20 protein-coding genes are annotated in these 20,598 nt (G+C 57.3%); 12 read left to right on the forward strand and 8 right to left on the reverse strand.

Features of this window, described 5'->3' with window-relative positions; genetic code table 11:
• Nucleotides 1–20 precede the first annotated feature (20 nt).
• From AC559G_RS15165 to AC559G_RS15180, 4 genes are all read left to right on the forward strand, one after another.
• Entirely contained in the window at nt 21–944 is a 924-nt protein-coding gene (locus AC559G_RS15165) for a class II glutamine amidotransferase (protein ID WP_498913093.1), read from the forward strand.
• Nucleotides 941–1,624 (forward strand): protein glxC, encoded by a 684-nt coding sequence (locus tag AC559G_RS15170; protein ID WP_498913094.1) that lies wholly within the window; start codon nt 941–943, stop codon nt 1,622–1,624. Before AC559G_RS15165 ends, AC559G_RS15170 begins: the two co-directional genes overlap by 4 nt.
• A 12-nt stretch (nt 1,625–1,636) precedes the next feature.
• Nucleotides 1,637–2,959, forward strand: a complete 1,323-nt coding sequence (locus AC559G_RS15175; protein ID WP_279027464.1) for an FMN-binding glutamate synthase family protein — start codon at nt 1,637–1,639, stop codon at nt 2,957–2,959.
• A 69-nt stretch (nt 2,960–3,028) separates the two neighbouring features.
• The gene (locus AC559G_RS15180) at nt 3,029–4,348 is read left to right on the forward strand and encodes an ammonium transporter (RefSeq protein WP_498913095.1); all 1,320 of its coding nucleotides are present in this window, start codon (nt 3,029–3,031) and stop codon (nt 4,346–4,348) included.
• Between the two features lie 34 nt (nt 4,349–4,382).
• Here the strand turns inward: AC559G_RS15180 and AC559G_RS15185 are convergent, their stop codons facing one another.
• From AC559G_RS15185 to AC559G_RS15205, 5 genes are all read right to left on the reverse strand, one after another.
• Nucleotides 4,383–5,123, reverse strand: a complete 741-nt coding sequence (locus AC559G_RS15185; protein WP_498913096.1) for a GntR family transcriptional regulator — start codon at nt 5,121–5,123, stop codon at nt 4,383–4,385.
• 233 nt (nt 5,124–5,356) lie between these two features.
• Nucleotides 5,357–6,838: an aldehyde dehydrogenase gene (locus AC559G_RS15190; protein WP_498913097.1), complete on the reverse strand. Its 1,482-nt coding sequence runs from the start codon at nt 6,836–6,838 to the stop codon at nt 5,357–5,359.
• Nucleotides 6,835–7,689, reverse strand: coding sequence for an alpha/beta fold hydrolase (locus AC559G_RS15195; RefSeq protein WP_498913098.1), 855 nt, complete (start codon nt 7,687–7,689; stop codon nt 6,835–6,837). Before AC559G_RS15195 ends, AC559G_RS15190 begins: the two co-directional genes overlap by 4 nt.
• Nucleotides 7,689–8,285 carry an amino acid synthesis family protein gene (locus tag AC559G_RS15200; RefSeq protein WP_498913099.1) on the reverse strand — a complete coding sequence of 199 codons (597 nt, stop codon included), beginning with the start codon at nt 8,283–8,285 and terminating at the stop codon, nt 7,689–7,691. Before AC559G_RS15200 ends, AC559G_RS15195 begins: the two co-directional genes overlap by 1 nt.
• A gap of 144 nt (nt 8,286–8,429) precedes the next feature.
• Complete coding sequence (locus tag AC559G_RS15205; protein WP_498913100.1) at nt 8,430–8,717, reverse strand: DUF1330 domain-containing protein; 288 nt, start codon at nt 8,715–8,717, stop codon at nt 8,430–8,432.
• A gap of 467 nt (nt 8,718–9,184) precedes the next feature.
• On the opposite strand from AC559G_RS15205, the gene AC559G_RS15210 reads away from it, so the two are divergent.
• The 6 genes from AC559G_RS15210 to AC559G_RS15235 all read left to right on the forward strand — a co-directional run bounded on the left by AC559G_RS15210 (nt 9,185) and on the right by AC559G_RS15235 (nt 14,835).
• Complete coding sequence (locus tag AC559G_RS15210; RefSeq protein ID WP_498913101.1) at nt 9,185–10,210, forward strand: polyamine ABC transporter substrate-binding protein; 1,026 nt, start codon at nt 9,185–9,187, stop codon at nt 10,208–10,210.
• On the forward strand, nt 10,210–11,118 hold the full coding sequence (locus tag AC559G_RS15215) for an ABC transporter permease (RefSeq protein WP_498913102.1): 909 nt from the start codon (nt 10,210–10,212) through the stop codon (nt 11,116–11,118). The genes AC559G_RS15210 and AC559G_RS15215 overlap by 1 nt, the downstream gene beginning before the upstream one ends.
• A 10-nt stretch (nt 11,119–11,128) precedes the next feature.
• Nucleotides 11,129–11,938, forward strand: a complete 810-nt coding sequence (locus AC559G_RS15220) for an ABC transporter permease (RefSeq protein ID WP_498913103.1) — start codon at nt 11,129–11,131, stop codon at nt 11,936–11,938.
• 13 nt (nt 11,939–11,951) lie between these two features.
• The gene (locus tag AC559G_RS15225) at nt 11,952–13,109 is read left to right on the forward strand and encodes an ABC transporter ATP-binding protein (RefSeq protein ID WP_498913104.1); all 1,158 of its coding nucleotides are present in this window, start codon (nt 11,952–11,954) and stop codon (nt 13,107–13,109) included.
• Nucleotides 13,110–13,240: 131 nt separating this feature from the next.
• A complete protein-coding gene (locus AC559G_RS15230; RefSeq protein ID WP_498913105.1) occupies nt 13,241–13,726 on the forward strand; it encodes a flavin reductase family protein in 486 nt (161 codons plus the stop codon).
• Between the two features lie 59 nt (nt 13,727–13,785).
• Nucleotides 13,786–14,835: an LLM class flavin-dependent oxidoreductase gene (locus AC559G_RS15235; RefSeq protein ID WP_498913106.1), complete on the forward strand. Its 1,050-nt coding sequence runs from the start codon at nt 13,786–13,788 to the stop codon at nt 14,833–14,835.
• A gap of 88 nt (nt 14,836–14,923) precedes the next feature.
• Here AC559G_RS15235 and AC559G_RS15240 read toward each other — a convergent pair whose 3' ends face one another.
• On the reverse strand, nt 14,924–16,315 hold the full coding sequence (locus tag AC559G_RS15240) for an NAD-dependent succinate-semialdehyde dehydrogenase (protein WP_498913107.1): 1,392 nt from the start codon (nt 16,313–16,315) through the stop codon (nt 14,924–14,926).
• Nucleotides 16,316–16,556: 241 nt separating this feature from the next.
• On the opposite strand from AC559G_RS15240, the gene AC559G_RS15245 reads away from it, so the two are divergent.
• Complete coding sequence (locus AC559G_RS15245) at nt 16,557–17,291, forward strand: IclR family transcriptional regulator (RefSeq protein ID WP_498913108.1); 735 nt, start codon at nt 16,557–16,559, stop codon at nt 17,289–17,291.
• Nucleotides 17,292–17,355: 64 nt separating this feature from the next.
• Here the strand turns inward: AC559G_RS15245 and AC559G_RS15250 are convergent, their stop codons facing one another.
• Nucleotides 17,356–18,288: a carbon-nitrogen hydrolase family protein gene (locus AC559G_RS15250; protein WP_498913109.1), complete on the reverse strand. Its 933-nt coding sequence runs from the start codon at nt 18,286–18,288 to the stop codon at nt 17,356–17,358.
• 84 nt (nt 18,289–18,372) lie between these two features.
• Here AC559G_RS15250 and AC559G_RS15255 point away from each other — a divergent pair, with 84 nt between their 5' ends.
• The gene (locus tag AC559G_RS15255; RefSeq protein WP_498913110.1) at nt 18,373–19,314 is read left to right on the forward strand and encodes a LysR family transcriptional regulator; all 942 of its coding nucleotides are present in this window, start codon (nt 18,373–18,375) and stop codon (nt 19,312–19,314) included.
• On the opposite strand, the gene AC559G_RS15260 is transcribed toward AC559G_RS15255, so the two are convergent.
• Nucleotides 19,311–20,399, reverse strand: a complete 1,089-nt coding sequence (locus AC559G_RS15260) for a dehydroquinate synthase/iron-containing alcohol dehydrogenase family protein (protein WP_498913111.1) — start codon at nt 20,397–20,399, stop codon at nt 19,311–19,313. The genes AC559G_RS15255 and AC559G_RS15260 overlap by 4 nt on opposite strands.
• Nucleotides 20,400–20,598: the final 199 nt, after the last annotated feature.

A 20,598-nucleotide genomic window follows, 5' to 3' on the forward strand; every position in this document is an offset into this window, starting at 1 on the left:
CCTAAAACAGAGGAAAGTATATGTGTGGAATTGTGGGTTTGTACTTTAAAAAGGCCGAACTGGAAAGCCAGCTCGGCGCGCTGTTTGCTCCGATGTTGATCTCAATGACCGAGCGAGGGCCAGACAGCGCAGGCTTTGCGGTTTACGGCGATGACTACGATCAGGGTGTTAAGCTGACGCTGCGTAGCAGCACTGACAACTACAACTGGCAAGCCTTGGCCGAACGGCTGGGCAGCGCGTTCGGCACCGTCGATACCTGGTTCCAAAACGCCAGCGTCGCGGTTTATAAACTGCCGGCGGATGAAACTGCCGCGCTGAACTGGCTGGCGCAGTACGCGCCAGATGTAGACGTATTGAGCGCGGGCCATAGCATCGAGATCCTCAAAGGCGTCGGGTTGCCTGCCACGGTGGCCGAGCGCTTTAACCTTTCAGCCATGAAAGGCAGCCATGCTATCGGCCACACGCGCCTGGCGACGGAAAGTGCAGTTACCCTGCAGGGGAGCCACCCTTTTTCCACCGGGTTGGATCTGTGCCTGGTGCACAATGGTTCCCTCTCCAACCACAATCGCCTGCGCGAAAAGCTCAAACGCGCCGGCATAGTGTTCAAAACCGAAAACGACTCCGAAGTGGCGGCCGGATATCTCACTTGGCGCATGAGCCAGGGCGATAGCCTTAACCAAGCGCTGACCCATGCGCTCAAGGATCTGGACGGTTTCTTTACCTTCGCCGTCGGTACCCGCGATGGTTTTGCCGTTGTGCGTGACCCAATCGCCTGTAAACCGGCCGTGATCGCCGAAACTGATGATTATGTCGCCATGGCTTCAGAATACCGGGCGCTGGCGAATCTGCCCGGTATCAAAAACGCTAAAGTTTGGGAGCCGGAACCGGCAAAAATTTACCTGTGGCAACGTGGCGAGGAAAGCCACGCGGAGGTGGCACAATGAAAACCTACAATCTGAGCGCGGGTCTGCGCGCACTGAACCAAGCACTGCACGATAGCCAGATTACCGCGCAAGAAAAAGTATGGCGCGTCATTCAGCCCAACGGCGCGCACAACATCGCCTGCGGCATTAACGCCGATATCAGCGTCGATATCGACGGCCACGCCGGGTACTACTGCGCCGGGATGAACCAGCAAGCCGCGATAACCGTACACGGCAACGTGGGCGTTGGCGTAGCGGAAAATATGATGTCCGGTAGCGTGCGTGTCAAAGGCGATGCCTCGCAATCCGCCGGCGCCACCGGTAACGGCGGATTGCTGGTGATCGAAGGCAACGCCTCTGCGCGCTGCGGGATCTCGATGAAAGGCATCAACATCGTGGTGAAAGGCAATATCGGTGCTATGAGCGCATTTATGGGCCAGGCGGGCTGCCTGGTGGTATGCGGCGACGCCGGTGAAGCGCTGGGAGATTCGCTGTACGAGGTACATATCTACGTCAAGGGCAAAGTGGCGTCGCTCGGCGCAGACTGTGTGCAAAAAGAGATGCGTGCCGAGCACTATCAAGAGCTGGGCGAACTGCTCAAACAGGCCGGTTTTGACGACGAATCGCCTGAAGCGTTCACCCGCTACGGTTCGGCGCGCCAGTTGTACCACTTTAAAGTTGATAATTCCTCAGCATACTGACAGGAGCCGGAAATGAGCGATAAATTCAATCCTACGCTGAGAGAGTCAGCAACTTACGGCCGCGACGTCATTGCCGAAATCCAGCGCGCCGCCGAAACCGGTATCTACGATATCCGTGGCTGGGGCGCCAAACGCAAAGTCCCCCACTTTGACGACCTGCTGTTTCTTGGCGCCAGCATGTCCCGATATCCGCTGGAAGGCTACCGGGAAAAATGTGGCACGGAAGTGACGTTGGGCACCCGCTATGCGAAAAAGCCACTGGTGATCAGCACCCCGGTGACCATCGCCGGAATGAGTTTCGGCGCACTGTCGGCGCAGGCCAAAGAAGCGTTGGGGCGCGGCGCGTCGGCAGTAGGCACCTCGACCACCACCGGTGACGGCGGCATGACGCCGGAAGAACGTGGCCAGTCGTCAAAACTGGTTTATCAATATCTGCCTTCACGCTACGGCATGAACCCCGACGATCTACGCAAAGCCGATGCTATTGAAGTGGTACTTGGCCAAGGGGCCAAGCCGGGCGGCGGCGGTATGCTGCTGGGGCAGAAAATCTCTGAACGCGTTGCGGGCATGCGCTGCTTGCCGCAAGGAATTGACCAGCGCAGCGCCTGCCGCCACCCAGACTGGACCGGCCCGGACGATCTGGCGATCAAGATTGCCGAGTTGCGTGAGATCACCGACTGGCAGGTGCCGATTTACGTCAAGGTAGGCGCCACACGCACCTACTATGACGTCAAGCTGGCAGTACACGCCGGCGCCGATGTGGTAGTGGTGGACGGTATGCAGGGTGGCACCGCGGCCACCCAGGAAGTCTTTATCGAACATGTGGGCATCCCCACGCTGGCGGCCATTCCCCAGGCAGTTCAGGCACTGCAGGAGCTGGGCGTCCACCGTGAAGTTCAGTTGATCGTCTCCGGCGGTATCCGCAATGGCGCCGATGTGGCGAAAGCCATTGCACTCGGCGCCGATGCCGTCGCCATTGGCACCGCCGCGTTGATTGCCCTGGGCGATAACCACCCACGTTTTGAAGCGGAATATCAAAAGCTGGGTTCCGCCGCCGGCTTCTACGATGACTTCCAGGACGGCAAAGACCCCGCCGGCATCACCACCCAGGATCCGGAACTGAGCCAACGCCTCGATCCGGTCGCCGCCGGCAAACGGCTGGCGAACTACCTACGGGTGCTAACGCTGGAAGCACAAACTCTGGCGCGCGCCTGCGGCAAATCTCACCTGCATAATTTGGAACCGGAAGATCTGGTGGCGCTAAACGTGGAGGCCGCGGCAATGGCGCGGGTGCCATTGGCGGGCACCTCGTGGATCCCGGGGCAAAAAATCTGACACTTACTCCACTGGGGGCCTGGCCCCCTTTTCCCCATGCCGAATAATCAACCGCAGTCGAGGTTAATCATGAAGTCAGTTTCTTTACGGTGGAAAGTGCCGGCCGGCGCATGCTGCCTGCTGTTCGCCCAGCACGCCAGCGCGGCGGTGCCAACGGTGGTCATGAGCGGCGCTGATACCGCGTTTGTCTTTACCTGTTCGCTGGCGGTGCTGTTGATGACGCTCCCTGGCCTGGCGTTGTATTACGGCGGCCTGGCTCAGACCAAAAACGTGTTGTCGGTGCTGATGCAAGTGTTTAGCGTGGCCGCGCTGATGAGCCTGCTATTCGCCATTTATGGCTATAGCCTGGCATTTTCCGACGGCGGCGGCCTGCAAACCTTCATCGGCGGCATCGACAAGCTGTTCCTGCGCAACATCACCACTGACTCACTGGTGGGTACCCTGCCAGAATACCTGTACGTACTGTTTATGATGCTGTTCGCCTCCATCACCCCCTGCCTGATCGCCGGATCGTTCGCCGAGCGGATCAAGTTTTCAGCGGTGATGATATTTATGGCGATCTGGCTGACCATCGACTATATCCCGCTGGCCCATATGGCCTGGGGCGGCGGTTGGATCTTGAACTGGACGGATCAGGATTTTGCCGGCGGCAATGTGGTGCATGTGAATGCCGGTATCGCCGCGCTGATTGGCGCCTTACTGATTGGCCCACGCCGCGGTTTTGGCCATGCCATACTGCCGCCGCACAACATGACCATGACGCTTACCGGCGGCTGTTTGCTGTGGGTAGGCTGGTTTGGTTTCTGTGGCGGCTGCGCACTGGCCGCCAACGGCTACTCAATGCTGGTGGTGCTCAACACGATGTTGGCAAGCTGCGCCGGTGCAATATGCTGGCTGCTGATTGAATGGAAGATCCAACGTAAACCCAGCTTGTTGGGGGCGATAACCGGCGCCATCGCGGGGCTGGTCGCTATCACGCCGGCCTGTGGTTATGTCGGCCCTATGGGGGCGATCGCGCTGGGTGTTATCGTATCGCCAATCTGCATGTATGCCGTGATCCGCCTCAAAGCACGTATGAAGCTGGACGATGCCTTTGACGTATTTGCGATTCACGGCATCGGCGGCATCGTCGGCGGTGTGCTAACGCCGGTGTTTGCCCTGCCGTGGCTGGGCGGCCAGGGCTTTATCGAAGGCAGAAGTTTTATTGAACAGTTGGGGGTAAACGTGGCTTCGATGCTGTTTTGTATCATCTGGGCCGCCGTCGCCAGTTGGCTCGCCTATAAGGCCGCGGCGCTATTATGCGGCGGGCTGCGGGTGGATGACGAACAGGAGATCGACGGGCTGGATCTTTCCAGCCATGGCGAAGTCGGCTACCGCACAGTGAACTAGCGGCGGCCAGCGAGTGGGCCAGACAGGGCGCGAGTTATTTCCCTGCGTAGACTTCGGCGGCAATGATTTTCTGCGCCTTACCCTTCTCTGGCGTACGGGACTTCAGGTATTCCAACGCCACTGCCGCCGCAGCCAGTACGTGATCGACGCAGGCCTGATATGCTTTGTGCGGATCGCCGCTTTTTATCGCCGCCACCAGCCGTTCCATCTCCAGGTTACTGTGCCGGCGCCGGTCGCCCTGCGAAACCGTTGTGGCACGCAGATAGCTGATGCGAGCCTGCAGTTGGCGCAGCTGTTGGGCGGCAATCCGGTTGCCGGCGCCGGTCATTAGCACGTCATAAAAATCCTGCACCGATTTCAGAACCTGCGGCAGTTCGCCCTTTTCCAGCATGATTCGGTTGGTTTCCAGCGCAATTTCCAGCTCTTGCAGCTGTTTTTGTGTCGCGCGCTGGGTAAACAGTTGGACAATCATCCCCTCCAGCACGCAGCGCAACTCATACAATTCGCAGGCATCTGCCAGGGTGATCACCGCTACGCGCGGGCCTTTGGCACCGGCATACTCCACCAACCCTTCCGATTCCAGATGCCTTAACGCCTCACGCACCGACGTACGGCTAACGCCAAGCCGCTCGCACAGATCGCGTTCCACCAACCTGTCGCCCGGCAGCAATTGGAAATTCAAGATCGCGTTACGTAGCTTATCCAGCACGATCTCACGCAGCGTGACCTGATTGCGTTTAACTTTAAAACCATCGTCAAAAGGAAGGCGTTCCATAATAAGCTCTGTTTATCCAATAACGTTGGCCCAGCGAGTATCGCGGCCGGGCGCAAATAATACTGATACGTTAAATAACACGACACAAATTCAGCAAAAACATGGCTGCAGCGCCTACGCTGGCTGCCGAGTAAATTCGGCTACCGACAGCGGCCACATCGGGGCGAGGCCAGGGTTTGGCCGAGCTATCGCACCGGCGCACATGCAACCTAAAGTATGACGAGTCTATCAGACTAACGCATCACAAAAGGATCGGGCATCGGCTGCTGCGACAGGTTGATCCACACCGTTTTACACTCAGTATAGGCCAACAGCGAGTCAATCCCGCCTTCCCGGCCATAGCCGCTTTGCCCAAAACCGCCGATCGGCGCCATCGCCGACACCGCGCGATAAGTGTTCACCCAAATAATCCCGGCACGGGTATCACGCGCCATACGGTGCGCACGGCCGATATCGCGCGTCCAGATGCCGGCCGCCAGGCCATATTGGCTGTCATTGGCCAGCGCCAGCGCCTGAGCTTCATCCTGAAAACGGATGATAGCGGCAACCGGGCCAAACACCTCATCCTGCATGATTTCAAGCGCTGAATCATTGCATTCAAGCAATGTTGGCTCATAAAACCACCCACCCGCCGGCAGCGTCAGGCGGCGGCCGCCGAAACATAACCGTGCGCCTTGCTGCTGCGCGCGCGCCACCATACGCTCCACTACCGCCAATTGCTGTTTGGTCGCCATTGGCCCCATATGGGTGTTCTCATCCTGCGGCAACCCAATGTTAATGCGCTTTACCCGCTCATGCAGGCGAGCGACAAAGACATCATAGATCTCATCCTGCACCAACAGACGCGAACCGGCGACGCAGCTTTGGCCGGAGGCGGCATACACACCAGCCACTACGCCATTAATCGCATCATCCAGATTAGCATCGGCAAAAATAATGTTGGGCGATTTGCCCCCCAGTTCCAGTGACAGGCTAGCGAAGTTTTCAGCACTGTTGCGGATCACGTGCTGCGCCGTGGCACCACCGCCGGTAAACGCAATGCGGCGAACCAGTGGGTGGCAGGTTAATGCCGCGCCGGCGGCCGGCCCGTCGCCGGTTACCACGTTGATCACCCCAGGCGGGAAGCCAACCGTTTCCACCAACCGAGCCAGCGCCAAAATAGAAGCCGAGGCGTGCTCGGACGGTTTTAATACCAACGTATTACCGGCGGCCAGCGCCGGGGCGATTTTAATGGCGGTCAGATAAAGCGGGCTGTTCCATGGGATCAGGCAGGCGACCACTCCCAGGGCTTCGCGCACCGTGTAGGTGAACAAGTCGGGCTTATCCATCGGCAAGGTACCACCTTCCAACTTATCAGCTAACCCGGCCATGTAGTGAAAAAACTCTGGCAGATAGGCGACCTGGCCGCGCGTTTCACGAATCAGCTTGCCGTTGTCGCGGCTCTCTAACTGAGCCAACTGTTCCTGATGAGCAGCAATGGCATCCCCCAGCTTGTGCAGTAATTTACCCCGCTGCGTGGCGTTAATACCACGCCACGCAGCGGCGTTGAAAGCCTGGTGCGCAGCCCTGACCGCCCGATCGACATCCACCGACGCCGCTGCCGGGAACGTAGCCCAGGCTTCCCCGGTTGCCGGATTATAGCTAGGGAAGGTCTGGCCGCTTTGCGCTGCGACCCACTCGCCGCCAATCAGCATGCTGAAACGTTCGGTTGTCATCGCCGCAGTTCCTCAGTGTGTTGGTGATTGAAAAACGCATCCTGCAGGAAGGCCAACAGCAACGCATTTACTTGCTCCATCGCTTCCAGCACCATCATATGCTTTTGCCCTGGTATAATCGCCACGCGGGCGCCAGGTATTTTGCCGGCCAGCGCCTTGCTCATCGCCGGGGTCGAACCGCTGTCATATTCGCCGGTAGCGACCAGCACCGGTACGCGAATATTGCCCAGTTGTTCGCTCAGATACCGATCTTCGCGGGCGAACAACCGATAACTGGTCAGGTAGCCAAACTTGTCGTTGTTCAGCAACGTTTGCCGCAGCGCCGCCAACTGCGTGGCGTGGGTGCGGCGATACTCATCACTGAACCAACGCTGCAGCGCCGCTTCGACGTTAGCCGCCGGGCCATCCAGAGCAACCTGATGGGCACGCGCCACCACTGCGGCCTGCTGCTGCGGCGTACGTTCATAAACGCTGTTGAGGATCGCCAAACCTGAGGCGGCGGTGGGATAATGCAGCGCAAACGCACGCGCCACCAACCCGCCCATGGAAAAACCAATCACCAGTGCCCGTTTGATATGCAACGCCGCCAACAGCGCATGCAGTTGATCGGCATAAGTCTTCAGCGATGCATCCGGCGGCGGCGGTGGGCTACGCCCATGCCCCAGCATGTCATAGGTGATCACTTGATAATATTGGCTCAGGCAAACGACCTGCTGCGCCCACATATGCTGATCCAGCCCTACGCCATGAATCAATACCACCGGGCGCCCGCAGCCGGTGACCTGATAGCAGGTGCCTTGCGCGCTAAAGGCTGGTGCAGCGGCCGCAACCACAGAGTTTGTTTCATTCATCAGGCTTGCTCCGCTTGTTCCTTCGCCAGCGCTTCCAGATCCAGATAGCGGTTGCCAATACGCGGGTGTAAACGGCCGCCGTCAGCTGCGCCGAGCACCACGACGATCTCATCTGCGCGTGGCGCGTCTTCAATCTGCATTTCCAGGGTGACATAATGGGAACGCAAACCGCCATCATCCTTGTGCATCATCGGGATCTGGATAGATGTGCCAGCCCCGCCGCGCTTATTGGTGAAGCTTAAATAGCTCTTCGCATTGACTGCATCACGGTAATGGTTGCCGAAACGCAGGGTGTGGATCACCGCCGACGCGTGTTCAATTTCCCCGTCAACGCCCACTACCGCCGCTTTACCATAGGCTTCAATATTGCCGGCGCCACCGATCAGCCGGCATAAGCGTTCGACCATCATCACCCCCAGCGACGAGCAGTTGGCCTTGATGATCGGTTGCAGATCCTCAACGAAGCCTTTGCCAGCCCAAGGGTTAAGTATGACTACCGCCAGCCCCACCATGGTGACCGGTTTTTCCGCCGCCTTGCCGCCTTCAATCAACGTCTCTTCCGTGTAACTGACGATTTTTCTGATCTCGAACCCCATACGCACGCCCTCAGTAAGATTAAACTTATGGTATACCATAATACATATAGGCCGCGCGCATTCTCCAAGTCAATCAAATATTTTATTAATACTGGATAAAACAAAATAATAAAAAATGCCGCGGCAATATATAATTACTTGAAATTACACCCCTTCAACAACAATAATTTCCGCAAACGCCACGCCCATTCTTTCCGCCATCGCGTGTTGATACTGTTGTGAATGGTAACAGCGCAACGCATCATCAAAAGAATCAAACTCAATCACCACGCTGCGCTCAGGCTGCATAACCCCTTCCAGCACCCGTGCCTTACCGCCCCTGGCTAAAAAACGGGCTCCATAGCGAGCAAAGGCCGCCGGGGCCAGTGCAGTGTATTTCTCATACTGCTGTGGGTCTTTCACTACAACGTGAGCAATCCAATAAGCGGCCATTTAATGGTTCCCTAATTACTAAAGATAAACAGTATTAACAGGGATAGCATAGCCGGTGAATTATTTTCAATGACTATAAGAAAATGCTTTATCAAAAAGTCCGCCTTTAAAGCTGAACGTTGTCGACTATTCCCCTCAACACAATGATATAAAATAAAAAAATAGCCTTTATTTATTTATGAAAATTAAAATTGATATACAAACGCCATAAAAAACAAAATTAATTATTAGAAATCAATTAATTAAAACCACACCAATCCTATAAGATTTTCATATTGATGGATTATTGAAAAAAGTTTGGAATACCATAATATGATTTACCAGAACCACAGCATGTACCGGTAGCGCCGGTTTAAGGTAAGGCTGCGGCCATCGGCAGATTTTTCGTTACAAGGTTGGTGATTAGCGCAATAAAACACTGGACGCAGGCTTCGGCCCGTCTCCCTGACATCCTCAAGGATCCCACTATGAAATTGACACAGTTTTCACGTTGTGCCATCACGCTTGGGCTACTGGGCTTGACCAGTTTTTACGCCACGGCAAACGACACCATGAGTTTCATCAGTTGGGGCGGCACCACGCAGGATGCGCAGAAACAAGCCTGGGTGGCGCCATTCAGTAAGCAAACCAACGTCAAAGTGATTTCTGACGGCCCCACCGATTACGGCAAGTTCAAAGCAATGGTCGACAGCGGCAACGTCTCCTGGGACGTGGTGGATGTTGAGGCGGATTTCGCGCAACGGGCCGCCGCGGCCGGCCTGCTGGAACCGTTGGATTTCAAGGTCATTAAGCGCGAACGCATCGATCCACGCTTCGTTTCCGAACACGGCGTCGGTTCCTTCTTTTACTCTTTCGTGCTGGCCTATAATCAGGGAGCAACCGGCGGCGCTACACCGGAAGATTGGTCGGCGCTGTTCGACACGCAAAAATACCCCGGCAAACGCGCCCTCTACAAATGGCCTGGCCCCGGTGTGCTGGAACTGGCGCTGTTGGCAGACGGTGTCCCGGCGGAAAAGCTTTATCCACTGGATCTCGATCGCGCATTTAAAAAACTCGACACCATCAAACAGGATATTGTCTGGTGGGGTAACGGTGCGCAATCGCAGCAGCTCCTGGCCTCTGGCGAAGCGGCTCTGGGGCAGTTTTGGAATGGCCGGGTATACGCGCTGCAAAAAGACGGCGCGCCGGTCGGCATCAGTTGGCGGCAGAACCTGGTGATGGCGGATATCCTGGTGGTGCCGAAGGGCGCCAAAAACAAAGACGCCGCCATGAAGTTCATCAGCTATGCCAGCAGCGCCAAAGGGCAGGCCGACTTCGCCAATCTCACCGCCTACTCCCCGGTTAATCTCGACAGCGTAAAAAGCATCACGCCGGAACTCGCCGGCAGCCTCTCTACCGCCCATGAGAAGGATCAGGTTTCCCTGGATTACGTTTACTGGGCCCAGCATGGAGATGAAATCGCCGCCCGCTGGAATGAATGGTTGGTGAAATAATGGTCTCGCTCTCACGTTCGGAACAAACCGCCGGCCAGGTATCCCCACGCGACACGGTACGTTCTGCCAACCTGATACGCCTGCGCAACTGGCAGGGCGCCTGGAAACTGGTGCCGGCACTGCTGTTCCTGCTGTTGTTTTTTCTGGTTCCGCTGTGCAGTTTACTGGCGCACAGCCTGCTGGAACCGACACCTGGCTTGGCGAACTACAGCGCATTGTTCGCCAATGCCGCCTATCCGCAGATACTGCTTAATACCTTTACGGTCAGTATTCTGGTTACAGGCATCAGCCTACTGATCGCCTTTCCGCTCAGTTGGGTGATCACGCTGATGCCCAGCGGCTGGGGCCGCTGGATGCTGAATATTATCCTGCTCTCCATGTGGACCAGCCTGCTGGCCAGAAGCTACTCCTGGCTGGTACTGCTGCAAACCACCGGGGTGATCAATAAAACGCTGATGGCGCTAGGTCTCATCAGCCAGCCGCTGGCGCTGGTGCACAACCTGACTGGGGTAGTGATCGGTATGACCTATATCATGATCCCGTTTGTGGTGCTGCCGCTGGTCACCACGATGCGCAATATCGACCCGATGATCCTGCAGGCGGCGTCAATTTGCGGCGCCGGCCCCTTTAGCAACTTCTTTAAGGTGTTTTTACCGCTGTGCCGCTCCGGCCTGTTCTCCGGCGGGTTAATGGTGTTTGTCATGTCGCTGGGTTACTACGTTACGCCAGCGCTGTTGGGCGGTGCGCAAAATATGATGTTGCCGGAATTCATCGCCCAGCAGGTGCAGTCCTTCCTTAACTGGAACTTCGCCAGCGCAGCCGCCACGTTGCTTATCGTGCTGACCCTGCTGCTGTTTTACTTTTATCTGAAACTACAGCCGGAATCGCCGGTTGGCTCCCCACGGTAAGGAGGAAACTATGTTGCTTTCCCCACATGCGATTGGCTGGAGGCTGCGGTTTTCGCTGTATGCCGCCACCGGGTTGGCTGCCGTTTTCCTGCTGTTGCCCATCGTGTTTATTGTGCTGCTTTCCTTTGGCTCTTCACAGTGGCTGGTGTTTCCGCCCCCGGCCTGGACGACCAAATGGTATGCCGTATTCTTCGCCAACCCGGAGTGGATGGCTTCGGTATCCACCAGCGTCAAAATCGCCCTGCTGACCACCGGATTTTCCATTGCGCTCGGCGTGCCCAGCGCTTTCAGTCTGGTTCGCGGGCGTTTCCCTGGCCGCACCTTTCTCTACACGCTATTTACGCTACCGATGATCGTGCCGTTGGTGATCATCGCCATCGCCCTTTACGCCCTGTTCCTCAAACTTGGGATGATTGGTTCGCTGCTCGCCTTTGTGGTCGCCCATGTATTGGTAGCGCTGCCGTTTTCTATCATCCTGATCGTTAACGCTCTGAAACAGTTTGATAAATCAGTGGAGGACGCGGCGGTGATTTGCGGCGCATCCCGCCCGCAGGCGATTTATAAAGTCACTCTGCCGGCACTACGCGGCAGCATCATCGCCAGTGCGCTTTTCGCGTTTTTGTCCTCCTGGGATGAAGTGGTGCTGAGCATCATGATGGCCAGCCCCACCTTACAAACGTTGCCGGTAAAAATGTGGTCCACATTGCAGCAGGATCTTACCCCGGTTATTGCCGTGGCGTCCTCCCTGCTGATTATGCTCACGCTGATTTTCATGGCGATAGCCGCACTGGTGCGTAAGAAGAATCCGTTCAGTCTCTGACGTGGAGAATATAATGCAACATCTCGATAATACCCTGGCCCCACGCACGCCTGCGCGCACGCTGATGAGCCTGAACAACCTGAATAAACACTACGGCGACTTTGCCGCCGTGGACAATATCTCGCTCAATATCAGAGATGGCGAATTCCTGACCTTTCTCGGCTCCAGCGGCTCAGGCAAAAGCACCACCCTATCGATGCTGGCCGGCTTTGAAGAACCCACTTCCGGGCAGATCCTGCTGGACGGTAAATCAATGCTGCATGTACCGCCGCATAAACGCGATATTGGTATGGTGTTCCAGCGTTACTCGCTATTCCCGCACATGAACGTCAGCAACAACGTGGCATTCCCACTCAACATGCGCAAAATTGACGCCAGCGAACGCACGCGCCGGGTTAAAGAGATGCTGGAATTGGTGCAATTGGAAAAGTTTGCCCACCGCTTCCCGGCACAGCTCTCCGGTGGGCAGCAGCAACGCGTCGCCATCGCGCGTGCACTGGTTTACAAACCGCGCATTCTGCTGATGGACGAACCGCTGGGGGCGCTGGATAAAAAGTTGCGTGAGGACATTCAGCAAAAGCTACGTGAGATTCACCGTGAGCTAGGCATTTCCATCATCTATGTCACCCACGATCAGGAAGAGGCGCTGCGCCTTTCGCAGCGTATTGCCATTTTTAACCACGGCAAGATCGTCGGGTTAGGCACCGGGTACGATCTCTATCAGGCGCCGCCGGATGCTTTTGTCGCTTCGTTTCTGGGCAACTCGAATTTTCTGCGGGTTACCGTTCAGGATCGCCAGCATGTCTTGCTGGCCAACAAGAGGCTGTGTATCAAACCTGGGGGCGATCTCACCCCCTATCAACAGGTGCTACTGATGCTGCGCCCGGAGAAACTCCAGCCGCTGTCGTTGGCTCAGGCGCAAACCACACCACTGGCTGACGGCTGCAATGAAATCGACGGCGTGCTCATCGATAAAGTGTTCCTCGGCGATAACCTCAACCTGCAGGTCAATCTGCCGGACGGCACGTGGGTGACCACCAAAACCCGTCCCGAGTTGGGGGGCACATTCTCACCCGGCGATCGCCTGGCTCTGCGTTGGCACCAGGACGACGCGTGCCTATACAGCCAATGGAATGACAGCGATCTGGCGCAAAGCAAGGGCAAAGCATGAAAACCAGCGGCGCAGGCAAATGGGGAATGGGGATCTGCCCCTATTTTTTCAGTGAGAATATTTGGCGGGGCCTATCGTTCTCGGCGGTTGATTAACGGTTTTTATCCCTTAATTCTGACGAGAGATCCACCATGATTGACATCGCAACGTTTAAACAGGCCATGAGTTCGTTTCCTTCCGGTGTGACGGTGATAACCGTGCTCAATGAACAGGGCAAGCTTACCGGTATGACCGTCAGCGCATTCAGCTCGCTTTCGCTAGAGCCGCCGCTCGTGCTGTTTTGCCCCGACTACCGCGCTAACTCCTATCCGGTGTTAATGCAGCAGAAAAAATTCGCCATCCATATTCTGGCCGCCGAACAGGAGCAGGAAGCCTGGGCGTTCGCCAGCAAAAACGGTGATAAAAGCCAGGGGATTAACTGGCAGCTCAGCGCATTGGGCAACCCGCTGCTGGAAAACGCACTCACCACCATCGAATGCGAACTGTGGTGCGAATATGCCGGTGGCGATCACGCTATTGTGGTCGGCGAGGTCAAAAACATCCTGTTTTCGCCCTATCGTACAGACCCGATGATCTATTGCCGCGGAAAAATATTGGCGCCGGCGCAGCCGGCATAACGCCACCGACAACGGCCGCTGGCATCTGCCCGGCCTGTTCAGCACATTTCGGAGTCACCATGAAATTTTCACTGTTTGTCCATATGGAACGCTACGACGAGCTAACCAGCCACCGCCAGATGTTTGAAGAACTCACCGAGCTGGCGCTGATGGCGGAAGAAGGCGGCTTTAAAACCGTGTGGATTGGCGAGCACCACGCAATGGATTACACCTGTTCGCCCAGCCCGATGCCGTTGCTCTCCTGGCTGGCGGCGAAAACCACTACCATTCGACTGGGGGCCGGCACCATTATCGCTCCATTCTGGCATCCGATCCGTGTGGCCGGGGAATGTGCGCTGCTGGACGTCATCAGCAATGGCCGGATGGAAGTGGGGCTGGCGCGCGGCGCCTATCAGTTTGAGTTTGATCGCATGGCTGGCGGTATCCCCGCGTCATCCGGCGGTAAGCATCTGCGAGAGATGTTGCCGGCGGTTAAGGCATTGTGGCAGGGCGACTATGCTCACCGGGGGGAGATTTGGTCATTCCCCACCGCCACCGCTTCGCCGCGCCCGGTGCAAACGCCCTGCCCACCGGTGTGGATCGCCGCGCGCGATCCGGATTCGCATAATTTTGCGGTGAAGAACGGCTGCAACGTGATGGTAACGCCACTGATGAAAGGGGATCAGGAAGTGGCCGATCTGAAAGCGAAATTTGACAACGCGCTCCAGCAGAACCCGCAGGCGACACGGCCGGACTTTATGGTGCTCATGCATACCTATGTGCATGAGGCCACACAGCCGGAGGGCTGGATCACCGGCGCCAACGCTATCTCACGCTTCTACCGCACCTTTGACGCCTGGTTTGGCAATAAGGCCACCCCGGTCAACGGTCTGCTGCCGCCCAGCCCACCGGAAAAATTTGCCGAACGCCCCGAGTTCCAATTGGAGAACCTGCGCGCCAATATGCTGATCGGTACCCCACAGCAGATTATCGATCGGCTGAAAAATTACCAGGCATTGGGGGTGGATGAGTTCAGTTTCTGGAGCGACAACAGCCTGCCGTTTGCCGAGAAGAAAAAATCGCTGGCGTTATTTATCAAACACGTCATTCCAGCGTTTAACGCGCAGTAGGCGGGCGCTGCGGCATAAAAAAGCCCGGATATTACATACCCAGGCTTTTTTTACATGCTTATTCGCGGCCTAAAGCAGGCCGTTGTGATTAGAACTCGGCGTCAATATCCACAATGGAAATCAGCTTGTGGTTAACAAACTCTTTGATGCCCAGGCCGATCAGTTCGCGGCCGTAACCGGAACGGCGAATACCGCCAAACGGCAAGTCGGCCTTCACGCGGGTTGGGTGGTTAACATACACCATACCGGTAGAGATGCGCGCCGCCACCGCAGCGCCGTGCTGCGGATCGCCGCTGAACACAGAGCCGCCCAGACCAAACGGAGAATCGTTGGCGATGCGTACCGCATCGTCTTCGTCGGCTGCACGGAACAGCATGGATACCGGGCCAAAGAACTCCATGTGATAAGCCGGGTTTTCCGGCGTAACATTGGTCAGAATGGTCGGCTGAACAAAAGCACCTTTTGACGGCACTTTATCACCCACTTCCACCGCATGTGCGCCGTGGCTAACGGCCAGCTCGATTTTCTCTTTCACTTCGTCGGCAGCCCCCTGGGAAGACAGCGGCGCCAGCGTGGTTTTCTCATCCAGCGGATCGCCGGCTCGCAGTTCGGCAACCGCCGCGCTGTAACGCTTGACGAATTCGTCATACAGGCTATCGACGATGATCATGCGTTTGGAAGAGACGCAAACCTGGCCGCCGTTCCAGTGGCGGCCGAATACCGCCCACTTCACGGTTTTATCCAGATCGGCATCGTCCAGCACCACGAATGCATCCGCACCGCCCAGTTCCAGCGTAGATTTTTTCAGCGCCTTGGCCGCCTGCTGCGCGATCACCGCACCGGCGCCTTCGGAACCGGTCAGCGCAACGCCGTGCACGCGCGGATCGTTCAGGATGGTTTCGATCTGGCTACGGGTGGCATACAGGTTTTTGAATGCGCCAGCCGGCAGGCCGGCTTCTTTCATCAGTTGCTCAAAGATGGCTGCGCTTTGCGGCACGTTGGACGCATGTTTCAGCAGGATGGTGTTGCCGGCAGACAGCTGCGGCGCAATGATGCGGGCAATCTGGTAATACGGGAAGTTCCAAGGCTCGATGGCCAGCAGGATACCCAAAGGCTCATGTACCACTTTCGCCGTTGCTTCTTCCGGGTTGGCAACCGGCAGTTCTTCCGGCTCCAGCAGCTTTTCAGCATTGCGGGCATAGTATTCGAAAATCTGTGCGGATAGCTCCACCTCGGCGCGCGCTTCGACGATCAGTTTCCCCATTTCCAGCGTTAACAGACGGGCGAACTCTTCGGAACGCTGGCGCAGGATATCAGCGGCTTTCTGCATCACCGCGCTGCGCGCCGCAAAGGGGGTTTCACGCCAGGATAGGAAGGCCTGATGGGCGTTGTCGATGGCCGCAGAAACTTCAGCATCAGTCGCTTCCGGGAAGGTTTTGATCAATTCGCCGGTGTAAGGGTTTGTTGTTGCATATGCCATTATGGTTTCTCCTGAGGTACAAAGGTGCCCGACCAACAACCACGAAAATCGTTTATGCCATACCGTGATCAGTCATATTGCGGTGGTTGTTGCGCCAGGAAGCCAAGCTAAAAATCTACGCATGGTCACGGTCAGTAACTTATACAGTTATCATACTTACCAATACAGCTATCATACGCATAGGAAAAAACAATACAATAATAACCGGATGGCGGTACATTTCCTTACAGGAGGTATGGGCATGAAAAAGCAGCAAAACATTCAGGTGATTTCACGGGCGATCGGCATCCTGCGGGTTCTTGGCCACGAAGGGATCAGCCTGGGTGAAGTTGCACGCTTGACAGGGCTGCCGCGCTCAACGGTACAGCGCATCATCGATACGCTGGCCATGGATAACCTGGTTGAAGCGGGGAAATGCGGCGTTCGGCTCGGGTGGGGCATTAATGAACTGGCGAAAAGAAACTACTCCAGCGTGGCCGCCCGGCTACGCTATCCATTGGAAATATTGTTCGAGCTCACCCGCGAAACCGTGGATATCTCCACCCATCATGACCATGAAGTGATTTTTTTGGATCGCATCATCTGCGATCAGGCGGTGCGGGTCGTGCCCCTGCACGACAGGCCGCGCCCGCTGTACGCCATGGCAAACGGCAAGGCCATGTTATCAATGATGGCTGATGAAGAGATTAAAGAGCTGCTGGGCGCCGGGATGGCGCCGATGACCGAGCACACCATCGTCAGCCTGCAAAAACTGCTACGCCAGATTAATAAAGTGCGGGAAACCGGCTTTGCGTTTGATATCGAAGAACACGCCGAGGGCGTATGCGGCGTGAGCATCGCACTGCCCATCCCGCAACAGCCGCCGCATGCGCTTTCCGTAATGCTGCCGTCATACCGTTTTAAAACGCGGCTGGCGGTTATTCAGGATGCATTGAAACAGGTGCGGCAGGAGTGCGTGAAGATTTTTTCTGCCTAGTTTCCCCTTATTCCCCGCGCCCGTCATTTGCCCCCAGGCAAGAGAATGACCGGGGATGCGGGCGCTATGGCTTGCCTGGCGTAAACGCGACGGTGTTTTTTTCACGTTCATCGACCGTCAGCGAAAACACGTCCGGGCGTGAATAGTGCCCAACCACGTCCAGATCGTAACGGGCGCGCGCCAGCTCATCCAGATCGATATTCGCGATCAACAAGCCGCTTTCGTCTTGCATCGGCCCGGCAAGCACGTCGCCGAGCGGGCCGACGATGATACTGTTGCCACGGATCAACGGGCGATCGGCGTCCCAATGGGGTACCTCAATACCCAGCTCGCGCGGGGAAGGCTGCACCTGGCAGGCGCTGATCACAAACAGCCGCCCTTCGTGAGCAATGTGGCGCATTGATGCCTGCCAGATATCGCGTTCGTCTACGGTCGGCGCGCACCATACCTGCACGCCTTTGGCATACATCGCCATGCGCAGCAGCGGCATATGGTTCTCCCAGCAGATGGCCGCGCCAATCCGCCCGGCAGGCGTGTCCGCTACCGTGAGCGTGGAGCCATCCCCCTGCCCCCAGATCAGCCGCTCGGTGCCGGTCGGCATTAGCTTCCTGTGTTTGCCAACCAGGCCGTCCTGCGGCGAAAAGAACAGCGCGGTGCAGTACAGCGAGCTGGCCGCGCGCTCAATCACCCCTACCACCAAGTGTGCGCCGGTGCGTTGGGAAAGCGCCGCCAGCTCATCGGTTTCCGCCCCCGGCACCTCCACAGCATTGGCGAAATAACGCGCGTAGGCCTCGCGCCCTTCGGGCTGGCGATAGCCCAGATAGGTGCCGAACACCTCGCCCTTAGGGTAGCCGCCCAGCAGGGCTTCGGGCATCACCACCAGGCTAAGGTTGTGCGCCTTGATCTGTTGCTCATAGGCCAGAATATTTTCCAGCGTGGCGGCTTTGCCAAGCGGCGAGCTGCCTATCTGCAGCGCGGCGATAGTGGATTGCGACATAGGGAATTACCTGTATGAAAAGGCCGTTGCATGACCATATCGCCGCTGGCAATATTCATCAATCGCGTAAACAGGCTATCTGTTATGAACGAAATTAATTTCAGCAGTGCCGATCTCAACCTGCTTAAAGTATTTGAAGCGCTGTATGAAGAAGGCGGCGCCGGGCGGGCGGCCATCCGCCTTGGCCTGACCCAATCCGCCGTCAGTGCGGCATTGGGCCGGCTGCGCCAGCTATATGGCGATCATCTGTTTGCGCGCACCGGCCGCGGGCTGAAGCCCACCGCAAAAGCGCAGGAACTGCGGCCACTCATCGCCGACGCGCTGGACAAATGCCGGCAAAGCCTGGCATTGGCCGCCCCCAACAGCGCTAACGCGGTGGGGCGCACGCTGGCGCTGGGGCTTTCCGACGATTATGAGATTGCGTTGGGCGGCGCGCTTATCGCAGCCCTGCCGCACAGCGCGCCGGGGCTGCGCCTGATTCTGCGGCAAACCCACAGCCTGCTGGCGGGGGAGATGCTGATGGCGCGGGATATCGATCTTAGCCTGACCGCCGGCGGTGCGGCAATGCGCACATTGGGCCGCCAAGTGCTGGGCACCGGCGGCTACGCCTGTGTGCTCGACAGGCGCCATCCTGCCGCCACCGGCACGCTCAGCCTGGATGACTACCTGCACTACGCGCACATTTTGGTGTCTTCCGGCGGTTTCGTCGGCATCGTTGATGAAACGCTGGCCGCCATGGGCCGCCAGCGCAAAATCAGAGCATCGACCACCCACTTTGCGGCGCTGCCGCACCTGTTGGCGGGCAGCGACTGCCTGGCGACCTTACCCTGGCACGCGGCGCGGCAGTTGGCAGAAAACAGCGGGCTGTGCTGCATTGCCTGCCCGCTGGCACTGGCGCCCTATTCCGTCGAACTGGGCTGGCGCGCCGAAAGCGTACGCGATCCGGCAGTGCAGCAATTAAAAGCGTTGGTGATCGCTGCCGCCGGGCAACGGCTGGGCCTGGCCCCGCCGCAAAGCGCGCTTTAGGCCGCCAGCGATTCCACGTAGCTTAGCGCCGTGCGCAACGTGCCGTCGTTAAGCGGCACAGGCAAGAAATGAATAGACTCACCGGCCTGCAGCGTGCGGGCGATCAGCCGTTCGATCTGGGCTTCATCATGGATATCGACGTTCAACGCCGCCAGGCTGACCGGCAAATCCAACCGGCGGTACAACGCAATCAGCTGATTGACCACGTCATGTTGCCCCAGCAATGCGCTCTGCACCAGGATGCCGTAAGCCACTTTGGTGCCATGCAGGAAGACATCGGTTTGCGGCAATGCCGTCAGGCCATTGTGCACCGAGTGCGCGGCCGCGATGCGCGTATAGCGATCGCCAAGGCCACCCACCAACCCGCCGCCGGCGATAATCGCCTCCAGCACGTTGAGAAAGGCTTTGTTCAATTGCCCGTCGTCCTGCGCCTGCAGCGCCGCCTCACTTTCATCAAGCAACACGTCGCGGATGGTCAGGGCGGTATTGATGCCCAGTTGCACGCTGAGCGGCAATTGGGCCGGCTGTGGGCTAAGCACCACGGCTTCATACCATTTCGCCAGCGTATCGCCGATGCCGGCCAACAGATACGCTTTCGGCGCGCGCAGGATAATCTCGGGCTCCACCAGCACCAGGTGGTTGGCGACGTTGAAAATCTCGTAGCGCAGCGCCTGGCCCTGATCGTTGTACCACACCGAAAGCGGCGTCCAGGCGGCGCAGGTGGCGGCGATGGTCGGAATTGCCACCACCGGTAGCCCCAGCCGGCGCGCAACCACTTTGGCGGTATCCAGCACCGCACCGCCGCCCACACCGATCACCACCTGGCGTGCATCCCCAGCCTGACGCACGATGTCCTGTACCGTGGTTTCGCTGCAGTGGCTGTTGAACAACACCCGGCAGGCCTCCGGCGCATCGAACGCCGCTGGCAAAAAGGGTTTGGCCGCCGCCAGCGCGCGCTCGCCGTAAATCCACAGCGCGTTTTGCAACTGTTGCGGTGAATAAAACTGCGACAGGCGGTCAATGGCGCCGGGGAAAGCAAAATAGTTTGCCGGGCCGGCAACCACGCGAATGTCGGTATCACTCATGCTGAATTCCTTCTTTCTCTCTGATTATCGCCATCATAGGTGCAGCAAATACTATGGCGAATACTTTTTTGTATTAGCTTATGATTTTTCGCTCATTGACATGGGAAAGTGGCTCATTGATTAATCCCAAAGATAATGCATGAGGTGAATAGAGCACGGGCGTGGGAGCCATTAAAGGCGCCGAACGGCAGGAAGCCGT

Source organism: Gibbsiella greigii (assembly GCF_039540155.1).
GTDB lineage: Bacteria > Pseudomonadota > Gammaproteobacteria > Enterobacterales > Enterobacteriaceae > Gibbsiella > Gibbsiella quercinecans.

Bases quoted from the DNA above. Each gene is read 5' to 3' on its own strand.
- AC559G_RS15165 (WP_498913093.1), top strand. From the start codon at position 21: ATGTGTGGAATTGTGGGTTTGTACTTTAAAAAGGCCGAACTGGAAAGC.
- AC559G_RS15170 (WP_498913094.1), top strand. From the start codon at position 941: ATGAAAACCTACAATCTGAGCGCGGGTCTGCGCGCACTGAACCAAGCA.
- AC559G_RS15175 (WP_279027464.1), top strand. From the start codon at position 1,637: ATGAGCGATAAATTCAATCCTACGCTGAGAGAGTCAGCAACTTACGGC.
- AC559G_RS15180 (WP_498913095.1), top strand. From the start codon at position 3,029: ATGAAGTCAGTTTCTTTACGGTGGAAAGTGCCGGCCGGCGCATGCTGC.
- AC559G_RS15185 (WP_498913096.1), bottom strand. From the start codon at position 5,123: ATGGAACGCCTTCCTTTTGACGATGGTTTTAAAGTTAAACGCAATCAG.
- AC559G_RS15190 (WP_498913097.1), bottom strand. From the start codon at position 6,838: ATGACAACCGAACGTTTCAGCATGCTGATTGGCGGCGAGTGGGTCGCA.
- AC559G_RS15195 (WP_498913098.1), bottom strand. From the start codon at position 7,689: ATGAATGAAACAAACTCTGTGGTTGCGGCCGCTGCACCAGCCTTTAGC.
- AC559G_RS15200 (WP_498913099.1), bottom strand. From the start codon at position 8,285: ATGGGGTTCGAGATCAGAAAAATCGTCAGTTACACGGAAGAGACGTTG.
- AC559G_RS15205 (WP_498913100.1), bottom strand. From the start codon at position 8,717: ATGGCCGCTTATTGGATTGCTCACGTTGTAGTGAAAGACCCACAGCAG.
- AC559G_RS15210 (WP_498913101.1), top strand. From the start codon at position 9,185: ATGAAATTGACACAGTTTTCACGTTGTGCCATCACGCTTGGGCTACTG.
- AC559G_RS15215 (WP_498913102.1), top strand. From the start codon at position 10,210: ATGGTCTCGCTCTCACGTTCGGAACAAACCGCCGGCCAGGTATCCCCA.
- AC559G_RS15220 (WP_498913103.1), top strand. From the start codon at position 11,129: ATGTTGCTTTCCCCACATGCGATTGGCTGGAGGCTGCGGTTTTCGCTG.
- AC559G_RS15225 (WP_498913104.1), top strand. From the start codon at position 11,952: ATGCAACATCTCGATAATACCCTGGCCCCACGCACGCCTGCGCGCACG.
- AC559G_RS15230 (WP_498913105.1), top strand. From the start codon at position 13,241: ATGATTGACATCGCAACGTTTAAACAGGCCATGAGTTCGTTTCCTTCC.
- AC559G_RS15235 (WP_498913106.1), top strand. From the start codon at position 13,786: ATGAAATTTTCACTGTTTGTCCATATGGAACGCTACGACGAGCTAACC.
- AC559G_RS15240 (WP_498913107.1), bottom strand. From the start codon at position 16,315: ATGGCATATGCAACAACAAACCCTTACACCGGCGAATTGATCAAAACC.
- AC559G_RS15245 (WP_498913108.1), top strand. From the start codon at position 16,557: ATGAAAAAGCAGCAAAACATTCAGGTGATTTCACGGGCGATCGGCATC.
- AC559G_RS15250 (WP_498913109.1), bottom strand. From the start codon at position 18,288: ATGTCGCAATCCACTATCGCCGCGCTGCAGATAGGCAGCTCGCCGCTT.
- AC559G_RS15255 (WP_498913110.1), top strand. From the start codon at position 18,373: ATGAACGAAATTAATTTCAGCAGTGCCGATCTCAACCTGCTTAAAGTA.
- AC559G_RS15260 (WP_498913111.1), bottom strand. From the start codon at position 20,399: ATGAGTGATACCGACATTCGCGTGGTTGCCGGCCCGGCAAACTATTTT.